Source organism: Rhodoferax potami (assembly GCF_032193805.1).
Taxonomy (GTDB): domain Bacteria; phylum Pseudomonadota; class Gammaproteobacteria; order Burkholderiales; family Burkholderiaceae_C; genus Allorhodoferax; species Allorhodoferax potami_A.
Map to the genome: position 1 here is coordinate 2,958,473 of NZ_JAVBIK010000001.1, position 17,227 is coordinate 2,975,699.

At 56.5% G+C, this 17,227-nt stretch carries 17 protein-coding genes and 1 pseudogene; 9 read left to right on the forward strand and 9 right to left on the reverse strand.

Annotation, left to right across the window (positions count from 1 at the left end):
* Positions 1 to 36: 36 nt before the first annotated feature.
* Positions 37 to 2,964 (reverse strand): valine--tRNA ligase, encoded by a 2,928-nt coding sequence (locus RAE19_RS14260; protein WP_313875512.1) that lies wholly within the window; start codon positions 2,962 to 2,964, stop codon positions 37 to 39.
* A 187-nt stretch (positions 2,965 to 3,151) separates the two neighbouring features.
* On the opposite strand from RAE19_RS14260, the gene RAE19_RS14265 reads away from it, so the two are divergent.
* Complete coding sequence (locus tag RAE19_RS14265) at positions 3,152 to 3,460, forward strand: DUF1330 domain-containing protein (protein WP_313875513.1); 309 nt, start codon at positions 3,152 to 3,154, stop codon at positions 3,458 to 3,460.
* A gap of 16 nt (positions 3,461 to 3,476) precedes the next feature.
* On the opposite strand, the gene RAE19_RS14270 is transcribed toward RAE19_RS14265, so the two are convergent.
* Positions 3,477 to 3,617, reverse strand: coding sequence for a cyclic pyranopterin monophosphate synthase MoaC (locus tag RAE19_RS14270; protein ID WP_313875514.1), 141 nt, complete (start codon positions 3,615 to 3,617; stop codon positions 3,477 to 3,479).
* Positions 3,618 to 3,978: 361 nt separating this feature from the next.
* Here RAE19_RS14270 and RAE19_RS14275 point away from each other — a divergent pair, with 361 nt between their 5' ends.
* Together RAE19_RS14275 and RAE19_RS14280 are read left to right on the forward strand one after the other, a co-directional pair.
* Entirely contained in the window at positions 3,979 to 5,121 is a 1,143-nt protein-coding gene (locus RAE19_RS14275) for an adenine-specific methyltransferase EcoRI family protein (RefSeq protein WP_313875515.1), read from the forward strand.
* 15 nt (positions 5,122 to 5,136) lie between these two features.
* Positions 5,137 to 6,303, forward strand: a complete 1,167-nt coding sequence (locus tag RAE19_RS14280; RefSeq protein WP_313875516.1) for a DUF262 domain-containing protein — start codon at positions 5,137 to 5,139, stop codon at positions 6,301 to 6,303.
* Between the two features lie 128 nt (positions 6,304 to 6,431).
* Here the strand turns inward: RAE19_RS14280 and RAE19_RS14285 are convergent, their stop codons facing one another.
* The 3 genes and pseudogenes from RAE19_RS14285 to RAE19_RS14290 all read right to left on the reverse strand — a co-directional run bounded on the left by RAE19_RS14285 (position 6,432) and on the right by RAE19_RS14290 (position 7,555).
* Positions 6,432 to 6,614 carry a hypothetical protein gene (locus RAE19_RS14285; protein WP_313875517.1) on the reverse strand — a complete coding sequence of 61 codons (183 nt, stop codon included), beginning with the start codon at positions 6,612 to 6,614 and terminating at the stop codon, positions 6,432 to 6,434.
* Between the two features lie 66 nt (positions 6,615 to 6,680).
* Positions 6,681 to 6,854, reverse strand: a pseudogene (locus RAE19_RS19465) (HGGxSTG domain-containing protein); the annotation flags it as partial.
* A gap of 251 nt (positions 6,855 to 7,105) precedes the next feature.
* Positions 7,106 to 7,555, reverse strand: coding sequence for a hypothetical protein (locus tag RAE19_RS14290; protein WP_313875518.1), 450 nt, complete (start codon positions 7,553 to 7,555; stop codon positions 7,106 to 7,108).
* Between the two features lie 177 nt (positions 7,556 to 7,732).
* Here RAE19_RS14290 and RAE19_RS14295 point away from each other — a divergent pair, with 177 nt between their 5' ends.
* The 4 genes from RAE19_RS14295 (at position 7,733) to tnpC (ending at position 10,269) form a co-directional block, all read left to right on the forward strand.
* The gene (locus RAE19_RS14295) at positions 7,733 to 7,861 is read left to right on the forward strand and encodes a hypothetical protein (RefSeq protein WP_313875519.1); all 129 of its coding nucleotides are present in this window, start codon (positions 7,733 to 7,735) and stop codon (positions 7,859 to 7,861) included.
* A gap of 51 nt (positions 7,862 to 7,912) precedes the next feature.
* Positions 7,913 to 8,251 carry a hypothetical protein gene (locus tag RAE19_RS14300; RefSeq protein ID WP_313873005.1) on the forward strand — a complete coding sequence of 113 codons (339 nt, stop codon included), beginning with the start codon at positions 7,913 to 7,915 and terminating at the stop codon, positions 8,249 to 8,251.
* On the forward strand, positions 8,251 to 8,598 hold the full coding sequence (gene tnpB, locus RAE19_RS14305) for an IS66 family insertion sequence element accessory protein TnpB (RefSeq protein ID WP_313873004.1): 348 nt from the start codon (positions 8,251 to 8,253) through the stop codon (positions 8,596 to 8,598). The genes RAE19_RS14300 and tnpB overlap by 1 nt, the downstream gene beginning before the upstream one ends.
* A gap of 69 nt (positions 8,599 to 8,667) precedes the next feature.
* The gene (gene tnpC / locus RAE19_RS14310) at positions 8,668 to 10,269 is read left to right on the forward strand and encodes an IS66 family transposase (RefSeq protein WP_313872998.1); all 1,602 of its coding nucleotides are present in this window, start codon (positions 8,668 to 8,670) and stop codon (positions 10,267 to 10,269) included.
* On the opposite strand, the gene RAE19_RS14315 is transcribed toward tnpC, so the two are convergent.
* Positions 10,206 to 11,705: a PriCT-2 domain-containing protein gene (locus RAE19_RS14315; RefSeq protein WP_313875520.1), complete on the reverse strand. Its 1,500-nt coding sequence runs from the start codon at positions 11,703 to 11,705 to the stop codon at positions 10,206 to 10,208. The two genes, tnpC and RAE19_RS14315, sit on opposite strands and share 64 nt — an antisense overlap.
* Before the next feature lie 309 nt (positions 11,706 to 12,014).
* Here RAE19_RS14315 and istA point away from each other — a divergent pair, with 309 nt between their 5' ends.
* Together istA and istB are read left to right on the forward strand one after the other, a co-directional pair.
* The gene (istA, locus tag RAE19_RS14320; RefSeq protein WP_313876140.1) at positions 12,015 to 13,559 is read left to right on the forward strand and encodes an IS21 family transposase; all 1,545 of its coding nucleotides are present in this window, start codon (positions 12,015 to 12,017) and stop codon (positions 13,557 to 13,559) included.
* A 21-nt stretch (positions 13,560 to 13,580) separates the two neighbouring features.
* A complete protein-coding gene (gene istB, locus RAE19_RS14325; protein WP_313873002.1) occupies positions 13,581 to 14,372 on the forward strand; it encodes an IS21-like element helper ATPase IstB in 792 nt (263 codons plus the stop codon).
* Between the two features lie 216 nt (positions 14,373 to 14,588).
* On the opposite strand, the gene RAE19_RS14330 is transcribed toward istB, so the two are convergent.
* From RAE19_RS14330 to RAE19_RS14340, 3 genes are all read right to left on the reverse strand, one after another.
* On the reverse strand, positions 14,589 to 15,572 hold the full coding sequence (locus RAE19_RS14330) for a tyrosine-type recombinase/integrase (RefSeq protein WP_313875521.1): 984 nt from the start codon (positions 15,570 to 15,572) through the stop codon (positions 14,589 to 14,591).
* A gap of 74 nt (positions 15,573 to 15,646) precedes the next feature.
* The gene (moaC, locus tag RAE19_RS14335) at positions 15,647 to 16,159 is read right to left on the reverse strand and encodes a cyclic pyranopterin monophosphate synthase MoaC (protein WP_313875522.1); all 513 of its coding nucleotides are present in this window, start codon (positions 16,157 to 16,159) and stop codon (positions 15,647 to 15,649) included.
* A 69-nt stretch (positions 16,160 to 16,228) separates the two neighbouring features.
* Positions 16,229 to 17,098 carry a MaoC family dehydratase gene (locus RAE19_RS14340; RefSeq protein ID WP_313875523.1) on the reverse strand — a complete coding sequence of 290 codons (870 nt, stop codon included), beginning with the start codon at positions 17,096 to 17,098 and terminating at the stop codon, positions 16,229 to 16,231.
* Positions 17,099 to 17,227 lie beyond the last annotated feature (129 nt).

Below are 17,227 nucleotides of genomic sequence, written 5' to 3' on the forward strand. Positions count from 1 at the left end.
CTGCCGGGGTGAGCGGCAGCGTATGAACCTGTGCAATCAGCCCAAGCGGGCCAGTTGCTCTTTAACCTTCTCCAGAGTGGCTGCAAAGTCCGCCACGCGCTTGCGCTCCTGCTCCAACACCGCTGCAGGTGCCTTGGCCACAAACGCCTCATTGCTGAGCTTGACGCTGGCTTTGGTGATTTGCTCTTCCAAGCGGGTCACTTCTTTGCCGAGACGGATTTTTTCAGCCGCTACGTCGACTTCCACAAACAGGCAGACACGCGCCTCACCCACCACCGCGACAGGGGCAGACTGGGCTGCGGCTTGCCAGCTGGCTTCGTCTGCAAAAACCTTCACTTCGCTCAGCTTGGCCAAGGCCTGCAGCACGGCAGCAGACGACTGCAGGAACGCGGCTTCTGCGGCGGTTTGGGCCACCACATAGAGCGGCAAGCGGGCAGCAGGAGACACGTTCATTTCGCCGCGCAGGTTGCGGCAGGCATCCACCAGCAACTTCAGTTTGGCGACGTGGGCTATCGAGGCCTCGTCAATGCGATCCAGCTGGGCTTGTGGATAGGCGGCAATCGACACCGACGGGCCGCTGCGGCCTGCGACCGGTGCCACCTTTTGCCACAGCTCTTCGGTGATGAAAGGCGCAATCGGATGCAGCAGGCGTTGGATGGTTTCCAGCGTGCGGATCAGGGTACGGCGCGTGGCGCGTTTCTGGGCGTCGTTACCGGTGTTGATCTGCACTTTGGCGATCTCCAGGTACCAGTCGCAGAACTCGTTCCACACATAGTCGTAAATCGTGTTGGCCACGTTGTCCAAGCGGTACTCTGCGAAGCCCTTGGCCACTTCGGCTTCGGTTTTTTGCAGCAGAGACACGATCCAGCGGTCGGCTTGGCTGAACTCGAGGTAGCTGCTGCTTGCGCAGGCAGCCGCATCGTGGTCTTGCAAGCCGCAGTCTTGACCTTCGCAGTTCATCAGCACAAAGCGAGTGGCGTTCCACAGCTTGTTGCAGAAGTTGCGGTAGCCCTCGCAGCGCTTGCTGTCGAAGTTGATGCTGCGGCCCAGCGAGGCAAGTGCTGCAAAGGTGAAACGCAGCGCATCGGCACCGTAGGCCGGAATGCCCTCGGGGAATTCTTTTTGCGTGTTCTTGCGCACCGCAGGCGCGGTCTCGGGCTTGCGCAGGCCGGTGGTGCGCTTGTCGAGCAGGGGCTCCAGCGCAATGCCGTCAATCAGGTCCACAGGGTCGAGCACGTTGCCTTCAGACTTGCTCATCTTCTTGCCCTGTGCGTCGCGCACCAGGCCGTGGATGTAGACATGTTTGAACGGCACGCGGCCGGTGAAGTGCGTGGTCATCATGATCATCCGGGCTACCCAGAAGAAGATGATGTCGTAGCCGGTCACCAGCGTGCTGCTGGGCAGGTAGAGGTTGTAATCGTCGGTGGCACCGGTGCCGGCGCCGTCGTTGCCCCAGCCCATGGTGCTGAAGGGCACCAGCGCGCTGGAGTACCAGGTGTCGAGCACGTCTTCGTCACGACGCAGGGTTTTGCCGGGCGCCTTGGCTTGCGCTTCGGCCTCGTTGCGGGCTACGATCACATTGCCGTCTTCGTCATACCACGCCGGAATCTGGTGGCCCCACCAGAGTTGGCGGCTGATACACCAGTCCTGGATGTTGTTCATCCACTGGTTGTAGGTATTGACCCAGTTCTCGGGCACAAACTTCACCTCGCCGCTTTGCACCGCGTCGATGGCTTTCTGGGCGATGGACTTGCCGGTGGCGTCGCCTTTGCCCACCTGATTCATGGCGACAAACCACTGGTCGGTGAGCATGGGCTCAATCACCTGGCCGGTGCGAGCACAGCGCGGCACCATAAGCTTGTGCTTTTTCACCTCCACCAAGAAACCGCCTGCCTCCAGGTCGGCCACCACCTTTTTGCGGGCCACAAAGCGGTCCAGGCCTTGGTAGTCCGCGGGGGCGTTTTCGTTGATCTTGGCGTCCAGGGTCAGCACGCAGATCATGGGCAGCTTGTGGCGCTGGCCGACTTGGTAGTCGTTCTGGTCGTGCGCAGGGGTGACCTTCACGACACCGGTACCAAACGCCTTGTCCACGTAATCGTCCGCAATCACGGGGATGGTGCGTCCGCACAAGGGCAGTGTGACTTGCTTGCCGATCAGCGCGGTGTAGCGCTCGTCTTCGGGGTGCACCATTACGGCTACGTCGCCCAGCATGGTCTCGGGGCGGGTGGTGGCTACGGTGATGTCACCGGAGCCATCGGCCAGCGGGTAGCGGATGTGCCAGAGCGAGCCGTCTTCCTCTTCGCTTTCCACTTCCAGGTCCGACACGGCGCTCATGAGAATCGGGTCCCAGTTCACCAGGCGCTTGCCACGGTAGATCAGGCCTTGTTCGTAGAGCTGCACAAAGGTCTCGGTGACCGTTTGCGACAGCTTGGGGTCCATGGTGAAGTATTCGCGGCTCCAGTCCACGCTGTCGCCCATGCGGCGCATTTGGGTGGTGATGGTGTTGCCGGACTTTTCTTTCCACTCCCAGACCTTTTTAGTGAAAGCCTCACGGCCCAGGTCGTGGCGGCTGACTTTTTGCTCTTGCAGTTGGCGTTCCACCACGATCTGGGTGGCAATGCCGGCGTGGTCGGTGCCTGGAATCCACGCGGTGTTGAAACCGGCCATGCGGTGGTAGCGGGTGAGGCTGTCCATGATGGTCTGGTTGAAGGCATGGCCCATGTGCAGCGTGCCGGTCACGTTGGGGGGCGGCAGCTGGATGGAGAAGTTCTTGCCTTTTGCTGCAGCGTCCGCATCCGGCGCGCTGGTGCCGCGGAAACCGGCGATGCCGTAGCCGCGCTTTTCCCACTCGGGGCCCCAGTGCGCTTCCAGCGCAGCGGGTTCAAACGACTTGGAGAGGGATTGCAGACCCGGTTGTTCGGGGGCGGTGGGGGCGGCAATGGGGGTGTTGGCGTTGTCAGACATGGAGGTTCTTCTAAGAGCGAGTGTCGATTTTACCGGTGCAGGGCTGTACCCCGGTATTTGCTATGCTTTTGATAGCTATTGGCGCATATTCAACGGGGGCTATGGGCGTATTTCATCGGTAATTCTGCAGGGGCAGCCAGGTGCGGCATCCTCTACACTGCTGCCCAGCATTCCACAGGAGACAAACATGCCCAAGGGTTACTGGATAGGCCGTGTAGAAGTGTTCGATACCCAGGCCTACAAGGCTTATCAGGCCGCGAACGCCGCGCCGTTCAAAAAATACGGCGCCCGCTTTCTGGTGCGCGCCGGGCGCTTTGAGACGCCCGAGGGCGAGAGCCGCAGCCGCAACGTGGTGATTGAATTCCCCAGCTACCAGGCGGCGGTGGACTGCTGGCATTCCCCCGAGTACCAAGCTGCGATCGCCCTGCGCAGAGACGTGTCGGTGATCGACCTGATTTTGATTGAGGGCTACGAAGGCGCGCAGCCGGGGGATTGAGCGGCTGGCAGCGTGTTCAGGCGGAAGGCGGGGCCAAATAGGTGCCCGACTTGCCGCCGTGCTTTTCGAGCAGCTTCACATCGGTCATGACCATGCCTTTGTCGACCGCCTTACACATGTCGTACACGGTGCTCTGTGCAGATTCTGAGCTATACAAATCAACAACTTCGCCATCACAGACCTAAAGTCTTGACCCGTTTTCTGTCGGGTTAGTGGGACAAAATTGGGACAAGATTGCTTGCCCGATTACAGTGTAAGTCAAGCAGACTCCGTTGGCCACTAAGCTGCGCATAGTTCGCATACTAGTGGGTATGGTGCCTTCTTCAAGATCCAACCTAGAATGACCCCACCGTACCCCACCCCTCGCTTTTCGTTTGAGCCCACTCACGCAAGGATGAACCATGATCTGCACAAACGATTTCGCAGTTGATAATGTCTTCGGAGTCACCAATCCACAGCTATCCGAATTAAAGTGATGTAGCAGGTCAAACAAAGAGGCAGAAATTTAAGGTTAAATCATGAGTCGTACTTTAGATAGTGCAAGAGCCGGTAAAAAAGATGAGTTTTACACTCAATACGTTGATATTCAGAAAGAAGTCGAGGCTTATCTCGAGTTCGACGAAAACACTTTTCGCAATAAAGTTGTTTATTGCAACTGCGATGACCCTTTCGAAAGTAATTTCTTTAAATATTTCGCCGTGAACTTTAACAAGCTTGGTCTTAAAAAACTTATAAGTACAAGTTATGACGGCTCACCAATCGCCGGACAAGGTACGTTATTTCCTGAGTATGACGAAGGTAATGACAAACAGCAAAAACCAAAGGCGCTTGCAATCATCCTTACTCAAGTGAAGGACGAAGATGGTGATGGTGCAGCCAATCTTAGTGATGTGGAACTGTTTCTAAAACGTAACAAGGCGGCAAGAGTTAAATTAAAAAATAGTGGTGAGTATCGAGGGGGGGATTTTCGCAGTCAAAGTTGCATTGAATTTCTAAAAGAGGCGGATATTATTGTCACCAATCCTCCCTTCTCACTCTTTCGTGAATTTATTGCCCAACTCATAGAGAATGAAAAGAAATTTCTGGTAATTGGCAATACCAATGCTACAACTTACAAGGAAATTTTTCCTCTCATCAAAGATAATGAAATTTGGCTGGGATGCACAAACTTTAACGTTGGTATGTTTTTTGAAGTCCCTGACCATTGGGAACGGTATCATCATATAGACAAAGAGACTGGTAAAAAAATCGCACGCGTCTCATCTTCGTGCTGGTATACGAACTTAGACCACGGACGCCGTCATCAGCCATTGAGTCTTATGACAATGGCAGAAAATCTGAAGTTCAGCAAAAATCTGAAAGGCAAATCCTCTTACGATCGCTATGTAAATTATGATGCTATAGAAGTTGCAACTTATAAAGAGATACCTAGCGATTACACTGGTGCTATGGGGGTGCCTATTACTTTCCTCGACAAATACAACCCCGATCAATTCGAAATCCTTGGTTCCAACTTAACGGTTGGTATACCTATTTCTGAAGTGGCACCAAAAGGTAGTTATCCTCCAGGTGGCCCAAGTTTCTACATCAGTGATGGGAGCGGTAATTACGAACGAGTGTATACACGTATCGTTATCCGCCATCGTAAATCCAAGCCCTGAAGCAAGAAGAACAAAATGAAGACAACGCTTAAAACAGAAATCACCGTTGCTGAAATGTGCAACGGATTTGTATATAACCAATCAGAAGGAAAAGGCTTATTCGGCCTAAGCGGCACTCTTACTATTCAACCAGAGTATCAGCGCAACTACGTTTATGCTGACAAGGGGGGCAGCCGAGAGACGGCGGTAATCGAATCATTACTTAGTGGTTATCCTCTTGGGTTGATCTATTTCAACAAACTAGCTGATGATAAATTCGAGGTCTTAGATGGACAGCAGCGCATCACAAGCATCGGAAGATTTGTAACCAACAAATTTGCCATTACAGATAATGGCAATCCAAAATATTTTGACAGCTTACCAATCGATCAACAAGAAAAGATCAAAAAATCAAAATTACTTATATATGAATGCGAAGGTACCGAGACTGAAATAAAACAATGGTTTCAAACCATCAATATTGCAGGCGTCCCACTCAAGCCACAAGAACTATTGAATGCTATTTATTCTGGCCCATTTGTAACGGCAGCTAAAGCTGAGTTCAGCAATAGCCAGAACTCGAACAATCTTAAATGGAGCGCCTATATATCAGGCAGTGCAAACCGCCAAGAATATCTGGAGCGTGCCCTGGACTGGGTTAGCAAGGGAGACATCGGTGGCTACATGAGTAAACACCGGACAAAGAGCGACATTACAGAATTGAAGAACTATTTCAATTCCGTTATTGATTGGGTATCGACTACGTTCATTGACGTCGAAAAGGAAATGCAAGGATTAGAGTGGGGGCGTTTGTACGAAGAATATCACAAAGAGTCTTTCGATCCAGCCAAGGTTTCTCTAAAGGTTAAAGCTCTTTATGGAGATCCGTATGTTAAGAATCGAAGAGGTGTCTTTGAATATATTCTTGGAGGTTGCTCCGATTCAAAACTTCTTGATGTAAGAGTCTTTGACGAGGCAACCAGAAAAGCCGTCTACACGCGCCAAACTGCTGAGTCCGAGAGCAAGGGCGTATCAAACTGTTCACTTTGCGCAGTCGGCCACTCTGCCAACAAGAGCAAACTCTGGAAATTTTCTGAAATGGATGCAGACCATGTTTCTGCTTGGAGCAAAGGCGGTGATAGTTCAATCGGGAATTGCCAAATGCTTTGCATTACTCACAATCGCGCCAAAGGTAATAGGTAATAACGGAAAGCACTCGAGATTGTTTTCAGCTTACAAATGGCTGCTGCTACCGCTAGTTGGATGATTTTGGTTTGAACAGACGTTGCCGATAGGGCCACCCTCCCAATTTCCAATAAAGAGTCCCAGATTTAGGGTGAACCATGTTTTGCACGTTTGATGACCTGTTTCTGAAACAGGGCCTGAAGTTCGGGGTAAGCCTCTGCAATGCGATCCGGTCGGCGACCGGGGGTACGGGTGCCTGTCATCAATCCGAGGCCAAAGCCGACCGACTCCAGCACTGCCAGCCGGGCACTGGCTAGGCTACGCTCCATGCGTATGGCGGTCGTTTCTTGGCCGTGAACGGTCCGGGCTTGGGCGCAACGCTGTCGGCCTTCAGGGGTCTTAGGGCCAGTGGACTTGCCGCCATGCTGGGCACACTTGTACCGACCTTGTATTACAGGGGCACCGCATGCTTGGCCAGTACGGGCAATGACGGCGTTGCATGTGTCGTTTAACAAGTCATTGGACACGGTCTTACACCTTGATAAAGGCTCGTTCGAGCCAACAGACACAATTTCCCAAGGACTGTTTGTCGACCGGGGGGTCGTCTGTTCGAGTTAGTCCCGTCCGTGCGGGGACGTGTAACTCGTCCCGCTAGGGACGTTGATTGCTTCATCCCACGTAAGTTATTGATTTTATTGAAGAAAGTGTGGGGTTTTGTCTTTTGCAAATCACCCCACAGAAAAACTCTCGTAAGTCCTTGATTTACTTGAAGAAACTGTGGGGTGGTCAGAAAACCACCCCAGTTAACCCCACCAGTCGGTTAATCCCGCACGGCTGGCAAATCCAGTACCTCACGGCTATTGGCTGACAGTCGGTATTTGTCGCGCTCAGCCTTGGTGGGTGGGCGCAAGATCAAGGAGCCGTCCATAACCAGCCGGTGCAGGGCGTCCCTCACTTTTTGCTCAGAGACACCAAGGGGCCCATTGGTCCCAGAGTAACGGTCACGCAGTACCCTGCTGGTTAGCTGCCCCGGGCTGGCTTTCACAATGTCAATGATCTTGCGATTCAAAGCGGACTGCGTATTGGCCAGCCCTTTTGGTAGCAATAGCACGGGCATCAGTTCAATTGCATGCCAGCCGGGAATTACCTGCTTTTTAAACCACCAACTGCCCCCGGTGGGGCCGTAATTCGCTTTGACCACCTGCATGCAGACATGCTCCGTGCGTTCAGCGTCAGACAGCCCAAAATGCTTGGCTTCTTTTTCACGCATGGTGTGCAGAACAATCGCTGCCCGGGTATGGTCAACAAACGCGCCAGAGCCAAAGACTTCTGAAGGGTCGGCCCCCCCGTCTTTGCTGTAGGTGGATTTGGGACTGTGAGCCAAGAGCAAAACCGCTGCCCCGGTCTTGGTAGCAATCCAAGTCAGCGCCCGGAGAAGAGCAGTGACATGATCGGAAGCGATGGGGTCTCCAGCCATGACCAAGCGGGCATGGTCAATGACGATCAGTCCGACCCGGGTTCCACACGCCTGCTGGTGGTTCGTAACCGGTCACTGTCCGGCGTTCTTGCGAACTGATTGCAGGTACCAAAGAATGCGCCCTGATCAACAAACAGGACGGGGTCGGATATGGAAGAGACGCAGAGCGTGCTCAGGCGTGCAGTGTTGAGTGAACAGACTTGGGCTGAGGTACTGGATCGTTTTGACCGCGCTGGATTGACGATAGATGAATTTTGCAGCCGCGAAGGCATCAGTCGCAGCAGCCTTGCTCGCCGACGCACGCTTAGGAATAAACAGAGGGGAATCGCGTCCCCGCTGCGAACGAACAAGGTAGCCCCCACCACCGTGCCGAAGGCGGCGTTCGTTGATCTGGGCGACCTTGCTGGAGTGCACGGCAGCGGCAATGGAGCCATGGAGTTACGCATCGAACTCGGCTCGGGCATGAGTTTGCATCTGGTACGCCGGTAATGTTCTTTCCCGAGGGCCGCATTCGCGTGTTCCTGTATGGCCAAGCTGCCGATATGCGCCAGTCCTACGACGGCTTGTACGCTCTGGCACGCCAGGGGTTTGAAGTGGATGTGCTGGCCGGACACATGTTTGTTTTCATCAACCGGCGGCAAACACAGATGAAGGTGCTGTACTTTGACCGCAGCGGCTGGTGCCTGTGGTGCAAGCGTTTGGAGAGCGGCAAGTTCTCCCGTAAAGGCGTTCAAGGCGGCAGTGGCGAGATCGACTGCACGGCGCTCAAACTGATGCTCGAAGGCATCGAAGTGCGCCGACGCCACAAACGCTACCAACACCCTGCGCGGAGGTGACGATGTGCCCATTTTCAATCCGGAGAAGCACTCTTTTGCTTTGTCCCTAAAGGCCGCAAGATAAGGCCCATGTCGATGCCCAATACCAGCACTCCCACATTTACCGTCGAAACGGTCATGGGGCTGTCGCCGCAGAGCATCGCGCAGACACTGCAAGCACAGGCCGCCAGCATCAGCGCGCTGGAGCAGCAGCTCGAATGGTTCAAACGCCAACTCTTTGGCAAGAAGAGCGAGCGCTTTGCACCCTTGCCCGATGCGCAGCAAATGCACCTGGGGCAACTCCTGGGCGACCTCCCTGCCACTGATGCGCCCGAAGCCGACTCCGACTCCAACACCATCCCTGCACACCAGCGACGCAAACCCCGCAGCAACTTTGCCGACGAGGGCACGCCCGCATCGTTCTTTGACGAAACCAAGGTGCCCGTGCACACCATCGAGCTGGCCAACCCCGAGACCAAAGACCTCTCGCCCGATCAGTACGAGGTTGTCAGCCAGAAGGTCAGCCACCGCTTGGCACAGCGCCCCGGTGCCTATGTGGTGCTGAAGTATGTGCGCTCTGTCATCAAGCGCCACGACACGCAAACCCTGCACTGTGCGGGCGCGCCAACAGGCATCATTGAGGGCAGCCGCGCTGACGTGAGCTTGCTCGCAGGCGTTGTTGTTGACAAGTTTGCCTGGCACATTCCGCTGTACCGGCAGCACCAGCGCCTGAGCCAAGCGGGCTTCAAACTCAGCCGGGCGTGGCTGACGCAACTGGCGCAAAAGACCATTTCCCTGCTGGAGCCGATTTACGACACGCAGCTCGAGTCGATCCGCAACAGCCGGGTCAAGGCAATGGACGAGACCCCCATCAAGGCCGGGCGCAGTGGGCCCGGCAAGATGAAGGCGGCCTACTTCTGGCCTGTGTACGGCGAACTCGATGAGGTGTGCTTTGCCTATTTCGAGTCGCGCCGCCACGAGCACGTACAGCAGGCATTGGGGCTGCCAGGGGCCACAGATGCCGTGTTGCTCACTGACGGCTATGAGGCCTATGCACGTTACGCTGCCAAGACCGGCATTACGCATGCCCAATGCTGGGCGCACTGCAGGCGTGGCTTCTTTGAAGCTCTAGGGGCCGAGCCACAGGCCGCTGGCCAGGCGCTGCAGCAAATTGGCGAGATTTACGCCCAGGAAGAAGCCATTCGTGAACGTGACCTCTACGGGGATGCCAAACGAGAGCACCGTCTAAGCCACAGCAAACCGCTGGTGCAGAACTTCTTTGAATGGGTGGATTTGCAGTTCGAGCGGCAAGGCTTCCTGCCCAGCAATCCGTTGACCAAGGCATTGGCCTATGCACGCGAGCGCCGCGCGCAACTGCAGGTGTTTCTGGGCGATGCGGATGTGGCCATGGATACGAACCATCTGGAACGCGCCTTGCGCGCGATACCAATGGGCAGGCGCAATTGGTTATTCTGCTGGACGGAGGTGGGCGCCAAGCGCGCGGGCATCATGCAGAGCCTGATCGTGACATGCCGTTTACATGACATTGACCCCTACACCTACCTGGTTGATGTCTTGCAACGCGTAGGCCACCACCCCGCCTCCAGAGTTTCAGAACTGACGCCTCGTCAATGGAAGCAGCACTTCGCCGAGAATCCATTGCGTTCACCATTACACGGTTTGGTAACGTAGGCAATAACGCCGGACAGTGACCGGTTACGGTGGTTCAACACCGACTGGATGATCCGATCAACTTGCGCGGTCTCGTTGACATTACCGTCGTGCAGAACTGTCAGACGCAAGTCCTGTCCAGCCGCAGCCTCGCAGTAGACCAGTTTCTCTACCTCTGCACGTTCGCTGGCGGTGAGTTGGGAGCAAAGAGCGCCGAACCGTCGGTCACGTTCGTCATTGGACTCTTCGGCCAAAAACAACGCAGCGGCATAGTGACCAATCTCAAGGTTTCCCAGATTTTTACCCAACGCCCCGTTGATTGCGAACTGGATTACAGCGGTCGTCTTTGCTCCGCCGCCAACACTAGCCATAACGCCGACGGTACCGGCAACAAGGATTTTGCCGAGTATGTAATCACGGGGTGGAGGTGGAACAGTCGGGATGCACAGTTTTCCCGCCGACGCAATTGCAGTGGCAGATGCTGTTGAACTGGTTGATGCCGCAGGTGCACCAGCCTTTGTGGCCTGTTTGGCGTAGTGATACAGAGTCCCAATACTGATACCGCCGAATGGCTTGGCATGTTGCCAGACCTTGTCAAACGCAGTTTGGCTGTACCGTTGGGGAGCAGTCATGCTCCAGTTGCGACCCAATGTCTCGGCACACGTCCACCCAGTCGAGCGCAACGCGAACAGAATCGTGATCCACACGGGATAAGGACAGTCCGCTGACACTTGGGCCAAAGCTGCTTGCACCTTAGCTATTTCTGTTGGTGTTTCAGGCGGAGCAATCAACGCCAACACCAGTGGCGATAACCCTCCGGTCGGGAAATTCGCCCCACCAATACCAAGGCCAACGAGGCTCGTTGATGATGCAGGTGCAGGCCATGCCGACAAGATAGCACCAACATCCAGAGCAGGACCCACATACCGGAAGGATTGCGATCCGACTAGGGGCGTGAAGACTGGTTGCGTTGCACGGTATACGCTGGGATCAAGGGTGATGTTGGCAGCCCCCAACTTGGCTTCGAGCATGCGCTGTACGGCATCGCCAAGAGCAAACCCTTCGGCGTAGTTGACCTCTCGACTCAACTCAATGAGGGCGCGTGCGCGTGGTGACTGTGGCGTATGGCTGGCAGTTGTATAGACCAGAGAATTCCATTGTGAAACTTCTCTCTGGAAATCAGAGAACACCGTCGGCGATGTAAACGCATCGGCATCCAAAGCAAGGAACCGACGCGGCAGTGCCAAATTCCGAATTCGCCAGTGTGCAGTACCCGGGTACTTGACAGTATCAGGATGTTGGCCTGCTGCTAGAGGTGCACAAATGTAGGCCTGCCCCTTGCGGGTGCTGCCCGTATGGCTTATGCAGGTGACGAAATCGTCGAAGTCGGCAGCATCAAGCTGCGCAGGCTGGTTGTCGTAAGTGTCACGACCTTGGGAGAATTTCAGGTTGGCCATGTGGCGCTCCAAGTTTCTTGAAAAACGTTGGAGACTTCGTACAAAAAGCGCAGCCTCCAACTCAGTTGGAGACCATCTTTTTGTAATGGCCAGTCGGCTTAGAGCACCAGGTGTCACTTTTCACCACATACAGGCCAATTGGTTTTCGGCACATAGGAGCCAGAGCGTTTTCGGCACATATAGGCCATTTGGTTTTCGTCATATAGGAGCCAGCCGGGGGATTGGACGGGCATCTCGAACGCGACGTAACTGTCGTTACCTTCTGAATTTTTTGTTCAGGAGTAACGGATGGGTCGCAGAAAGATCGAGATGCATGAATACAGAAACGTTTTAATCAGACTACGCGCCGGTGACGGCGATCGCGAGATCGCGCGTCTGGGCCTTATGGGCCGGGTCAAGGTGGCGAGCTTTCGCGAACACGCCCGCAGCTTGGGCTGGTTGGAGGCTGAGCTGCCGCTGCCCGAACCCGAAGTTATTGCCCTGAGTCTGTGCGCAGCGGCCAAGCGCCCATCCAGCACGGTCTCCAAAGCCCACCCATGGCGCGAACAAGTGGCGCGCTGGATGGCTGCCGGGGTTGAGGGCGTAGCCATTCATGCCGCGTTGGTGCGCGAGCACCAGTTCTGCGGCAGCTACTCCTCTGTCTATCGCATCATGCGTGACATTGCCAAGGCACAGCCGCGTACCGATCTCACTGTGAGACTGAGCTTCAAGCCCGGCGAAGCCGCTCAGGTTGACTTTGGCGCGGGGCCATTTTTGGTGCATCCGGATGGACAGCGTAGGCGCACCTGGGCCTTTGTTATGACCTTGTGTCACAGCCGCCATCAGTATGTGGAATTCGTCTGGGACCAAACGGTGGCCACATGGCTGGGCTGCCACCGCCGTGCCTTTGAGTGGTTTGGCGGTGTGCCCGAGCGCGTGATCATCGACAACGCCAAGTGCGCCATCATCAAGGCTTGCCGATTTGACCCGCAGGTGCAGCGCTCCTATGCCGAGTGCGCTGAAGGTTATGAATTCAAGATTGACCCGTGCCCGCCGCACGATCCGCAGAAGAAGGGTATCGTGGAGTCGGGCGTCAAATACGTCAAGCGTAACTTCCTGTCTACCCGCGAATTCCGTGATCTGGCGGACCTTAATGCACAGGCGCAGGCGTGGGTATTGCAGGAAGCCGGTGTGCGCATTCACGGCACCACCCGCCAGCAGCCCATGGATTTGTTTGCGCTGGAGCGGGCCTTGCTCAAGCCGCTTCCACCGCAGGCGCCGGACTTGGGCGTTTGGCAGTGCGTGACGCTGCACCGCGACTGCCACGTCAAGTTTGACTACAAGCTGTATTCCGCCCCCTTTGCGCTGGTGGGCAAAGAGCTGTGGCTACGTGCCACCGATAACTGCGTGACTTTGTTTGATGACTACCGATTGGTGGCAACCCATGCGCGGGGACAGCGTCCCGGTGAACGCCTCACGACCAAAGACCACTTGCCACCCGAGGCACAACTCTTCTTTGCCCGTGACCGCGAGTGGCTGGGTACCCAAGCGCTGCAAATCGGACCGTACTGTCAGCAGGTTATTGACTGGCTACTGAGTGACCGGATTCTGGAGCGATTGCGCGCAGCTCAGGGTGTGATTGGTCTGGCAAAGACCTACAGCGCCCAGCGTGTTGAGCTCGCCTGCCGACGTGCCATGGCCCACAACAGTCCGTATTACCGCACTGTCAAGACCATCCTGAGCAGTAATTCCGACCGGCTACCGATGCCTGATCACAGCATCGTGCCTACCTATGCAAAGGCCCGGTTTGTCCGCGACGCCGCAAGCCTCTTCACCCCCGATACCCACAACCCGCAGCAGGATTTGCTGCATTAACTATCCAGGAGACCATCCCAAATGACACCCATCCCCGAACTCGTTCCACATCTCAAGCAGTTGCGCTTGTCCGGTATTCTGGATTCGCTGGACGCCAGAAACCGCCAGGCGATTGAATCGAAGTTGGCCTATACGGAGTTCCTGGCCATCCTGATGGGCGATGAAGTGGCCCGCCGGGAGCAGAACAGTTTCAGTACCCGCCTGCGCCGGGCCCAGTTCCGCTCCACCAAAACGCTGGAGCAGTTTGACTTCGAGCGGCTACCCCAACTCAACCGCGCGCTGGTGCATGACCTGGCCACCGGGCGCTACGTGCGGGAGTGTTCTCCGGTATTGATTGTTGGCCCTAGTGGAACCGGCAAGAGTCATCTTGCGCAGGCCTTGGGCCATTGTGCGATCCGTCAGGGCGTGGATGTGCTGTTTACCAACTGCTCGGCACTCACGCAGTCACTGCACGCCGCGCGCGCCACCAACGCCTACGAGCGCAAGCTGCAGACCTTGAGTCGCATTCCGGTACTCATCATTGATGACTTCGGACTCAAGCCTCTGCGTGCGCCGGCCGACGAAGACCTGCATGAACTCATTGCCGAGCGCTACGAGCGCACTGCCACCATCGTCACCAGCAATCTGGACTTTACTGAATGGGATCAGGCATTCCCAGTCAACCCGCTCTTGGCATCCGCAACCTTGGACCGCTTACGTCACAACGCATACTGCCTGGTGCTTGATGGCCAGTCGTATCGGGCGCCACGCCAGATGCCGACCACCATGCCGACAAAAACAAAGAATTCAACGCAACAAAAAGACGTCAAATAAAGGCAAAATCCATACCCGAGTGATGTCCGTCAGACACCCTCCGGCTGGTCTCTATATGCCGAAAATCACTGGCTCCTATATGCCGCAAAGTGACACCAGGCGAATACGGGCTTGTTCTATGCTAAGCATGTCGGGACAGCCACCCCTCACGACGGTCATGAGCAGTCACCTACCCATGGAGCGTATCTTAAAGAGCAGAAAAGAAATTCACAAGCCTTACCCCAGCTTTTGGGCCAGTTCCGACGCAGTTGGCCTGTAGTACCGTTTCAAGACCATCAGGCTTTTGTGTCCACTTACCATAGCCAACTCGATCACGTTGGGCAACTTTTCCGCCATACGGGTGATGGCCGTGCGCCTCAGGTCATGGAATCGAACTCGGTCCAGACCCGCTCGGCGAACCCCTCTTTTGAACGCCGCATCCAGCGTAAAAAATTTCACGGGCAACACCACCCCACTAATGTGTCGGGGGATCCCAGCTAACACTTTTACTGCCACCGTTGAAAGCGGCACGGTCCGAGCATCGCCGTTCTTGGTATCGGGTAAGAAAGCTGTCCTGCCCTGCAAGTCAATGTGCTCCCATCTCAACGAGAGCAACTCACCCCGTCGCATCGCAGTTGCAAGCGCAAGCTGCACCGCTGGCTTGATCCAATGACTTCTGCGTCCAGTCGGCTCCAACGCTTGTAGCAATTTGGAGACCTCTTCATCGGTCAGCACCCGTGATCGTGCTTGTGGACTTTGTGGCTTACGCACCATCTGGACAGGGTTGGGCACGTTGATCCCCCATTCCCGTCGAGCGTGATTGATGATGGCAGACAGGTATGCCAGTTCCCGGATGACAGTTCCCGCGCTGACTTCCTTTAGTCGCTCATCCCGGTAAGTTGCAATTCGGGCTGCACTCAGGTTCGTCATGCTCCACCGTGCGATTGATTTGCGCATGATGGCTTTGAGTCGGATCGTGTCTTCCGCCGCCCCCTTCATTGAAGGAGTCACCTCAGTCAGATACCGGGCGATCAGATCGCCCAAGGTAGTCCGCTGGGCCTCGTTGACGTTGACGAACTGCCCTTTGTCAATTTCGGACTCAAGCGACCGTGCCCATCTCTCGGCATCGGCCTTAGTTTCAAAAGTCTTGGTGATATCGGGGTAGCCTCGGCGTCGAATGCGGCCCTGCCAACCATTTCCGTGTTGTCTGAACGATGCCATCTCTGCTCCTGGGTGGGACAGAAATGGGACAAAGCCTCAATCTGAGTGCGGTTGCATCGTTGATTTGTTAGCACTTACTCTTGCGCCACCCAATGCCCGCTCTTGCCGCCTTTCTTCTCCAGCAGGCGCACATCTGAAATGGTCATGCCCCGGTCCACGGCTTTGCACATGTCGTAAATGGTGAGCAGGGTGACTTGCACGGCGGTCAGCGCTTCCATTTCCACGCCGGTACCGCCGGTGGTTTCGGCAATCGCCAGGCACTGGATGGCGGGCAGGGTGGTAGCAGTGGCGTGCACCACTTCAAATTCGATAGCCACGCGGGTCAGCATGATGGGGTGGCACAGGGGGATCAGGTCGCTGGTTTTCTTGGCGGCCATGATGCCGGCCACACGCGCCACGCCCAGCACATCGCCTTTGGCGGCTTGCGCGTTCTGGATCAGGTCCAGGGTGTGCTGCTGCATCTGGATGCGCCCGCCCGCTACTGCCTTGCGGTGCGTGAGCGCTTTGCCGGCGATATTGACCATGTGGGCATCGCCCTTGGTGTCAAAGTGGGTCAGGGCGGAGCCTGCGTCTGCGGGGTTGCTCATGGTGGTGTCCTCGTTCGCGATCAATCGTTCGGGTGGCGGGCAGCTGCCGGGTATTGCGCAAACCGTGCCTTACAGCCTGCGCAGCGCGCCTTCGATATGCGGCTCGCCGTGTGGCAGCACGTTCAGCACAAACCGTGTGCTGTCCGCCTCTTGCCGGGTATGTAAGGCCACTTCGCCGGGAATCAACAGGGGGCGCTTGAAGCGCAGGTCGATATGCAGCGGTGCGCAGGCCGGCAGGTCGCGGCAGAGCAGGTCCACACAGCGGGCTGCGCTGAACATGCCGTGCCCGATCGCCCGCGGGTAGCCGAAGAGGCGCGCAGTGATGGCACTCACGTGGATGGGGTTCCAGTCGCCCGAAGGGCCTGCAAAGCGGCGCCCGGCATTGCCCGCCACCGCCCAGCGGGCTACTGGGGCGCCCCAGTCGGGCTGCGCGTCGGGTGGCGCGCGTTTGCCACTGCGGGGCAAGGGGGCCATGAAGGTGCTGGTCTCGGTCCAGACGGTTTCACTACCCGTGTGCAGGCGGGTGTGCAGGGTGAAGGTCTGGCCGCGTTCAGTCGCCTCCATGCCGTGCAGCTGGCAGTCCATGTCCAGGGTCTCGAAGTCGCCGATGGGACGCAGGCACTGCATGCTGTTGGCCAGATGCACCAGGCCCAGCAGGCGCAGGGGAAACTGCGGGTGGCTCATGATCGCCATGTGCAAGGGCATGGCCATGGCGTGCAGGTACAGCGGGGGCAGAAAGCCGGCGTTTGTGAGGCCGCAGACCTCGCGGTACTGTCTGAGGCGTTTGGCGTCGGCCCGGGCACCATGCCAAGTGGCCTGGATGGCAATGCCGTGCTGTTCCGGCGCAGCCTGTGCAGGGCGGGCTGCCAACAGGCTGCGGAACAAGGCCCCGGCATTGCGGGGCCGGGAAGAAAACGCCAGAGAAATGGGGGGCGACACAGTCAGAGGCATGGTGCCGCCATTGTGCATGGCGGCACCCGCCTCAGCCCTCTGACGAGGGACAATTTTGCGCAGGGCCGACCCAAGCAAAATGCGCCCCCGTGGGGGGGCAGCGACCCGCGCAGCGGC

What these genes read in the sequence shown, in the direction of transcription:
- RAE19_RS14260 (WP_313875512.1), bottom strand. Translation starts at nt 2,964, where the DNA reads ATGTCTGACAACGCCAACACCCCCATTGCCGCCCCCACCGCCCCCGAA.
- RAE19_RS14265 (WP_313875513.1), top strand. Translation starts at nt 3,152, where the DNA reads ATGCCCAAGGGTTACTGGATAGGCCGTGTAGAAGTGTTCGATACCCAG.
- RAE19_RS14275 (WP_313875515.1), top strand. Translation starts at nt 3,979, where the DNA reads ATGAGTCGTACTTTAGATAGTGCAAGAGCCGGTAAAAAAGATGAGTTT.
- RAE19_RS14280 (WP_313875516.1), top strand. Translation starts at nt 5,137, where the DNA reads ATGAAGACAACGCTTAAAACAGAAATCACCGTTGCTGAAATGTGCAAC.
- RAE19_RS14285 (WP_313875517.1), bottom strand. Translation starts at nt 6,614, where the DNA reads ATGGAGCGTAGCCTAGCCAGTGCCCGGCTGGCAGTGCTGGAGTCGGTC.
- RAE19_RS14290 (WP_313875518.1), bottom strand. Translation starts at nt 7,555, where the DNA reads ATGCGTGAAAAAGAAGCCAAGCATTTTGGGCTGTCTGACGCTGAACGC.
- RAE19_RS14295 (WP_313875519.1), top strand. Translation starts at nt 7,733, where the DNA reads ATGATCGGAAGCGATGGGGTCTCCAGCCATGACCAAGCGGGCATGGTC.
- RAE19_RS14300 (WP_313873005.1), top strand. Translation starts at nt 7,913, where the DNA reads ATGGAAGAGACGCAGAGCGTGCTCAGGCGTGCAGTGTTGAGTGAACAG.
- tnpB (WP_313873004.1), top strand. Translation starts at nt 8,251, where the DNA reads ATGTTCTTTCCCGAGGGCCGCATTCGCGTGTTCCTGTATGGCCAAGCT.
- tnpC (WP_313872998.1), top strand. Translation starts at nt 8,668, where the DNA reads ATGTCGATGCCCAATACCAGCACTCCCACATTTACCGTCGAAACGGTC.
- RAE19_RS14315 (WP_313875520.1), bottom strand. Translation starts at nt 11,705, where the DNA reads ATGGCCAACCTGAAATTCTCCCAAGGTCGTGACACTTACGACAACCAG.
- istA (WP_313876140.1), top strand. Translation starts at nt 12,015, where the DNA reads ATGCATGAATACAGAAACGTTTTAATCAGACTACGCGCCGGTGACGGC.
- istB (WP_313873002.1), top strand. Translation starts at nt 13,581, where the DNA reads ATGACACCCATCCCCGAACTCGTTCCACATCTCAAGCAGTTGCGCTTG.
- RAE19_RS14330 (WP_313875521.1), bottom strand. Translation starts at nt 15,572, where the DNA reads ATGGCATCGTTCAGACAACACGGAAATGGTTGGCAGGGCCGCATTCGA.
- moaC (WP_313875522.1), bottom strand. Translation starts at nt 16,159, where the DNA reads ATGAGCAACCCCGCAGACGCAGGCTCCGCCCTGACCCACTTTGACACC.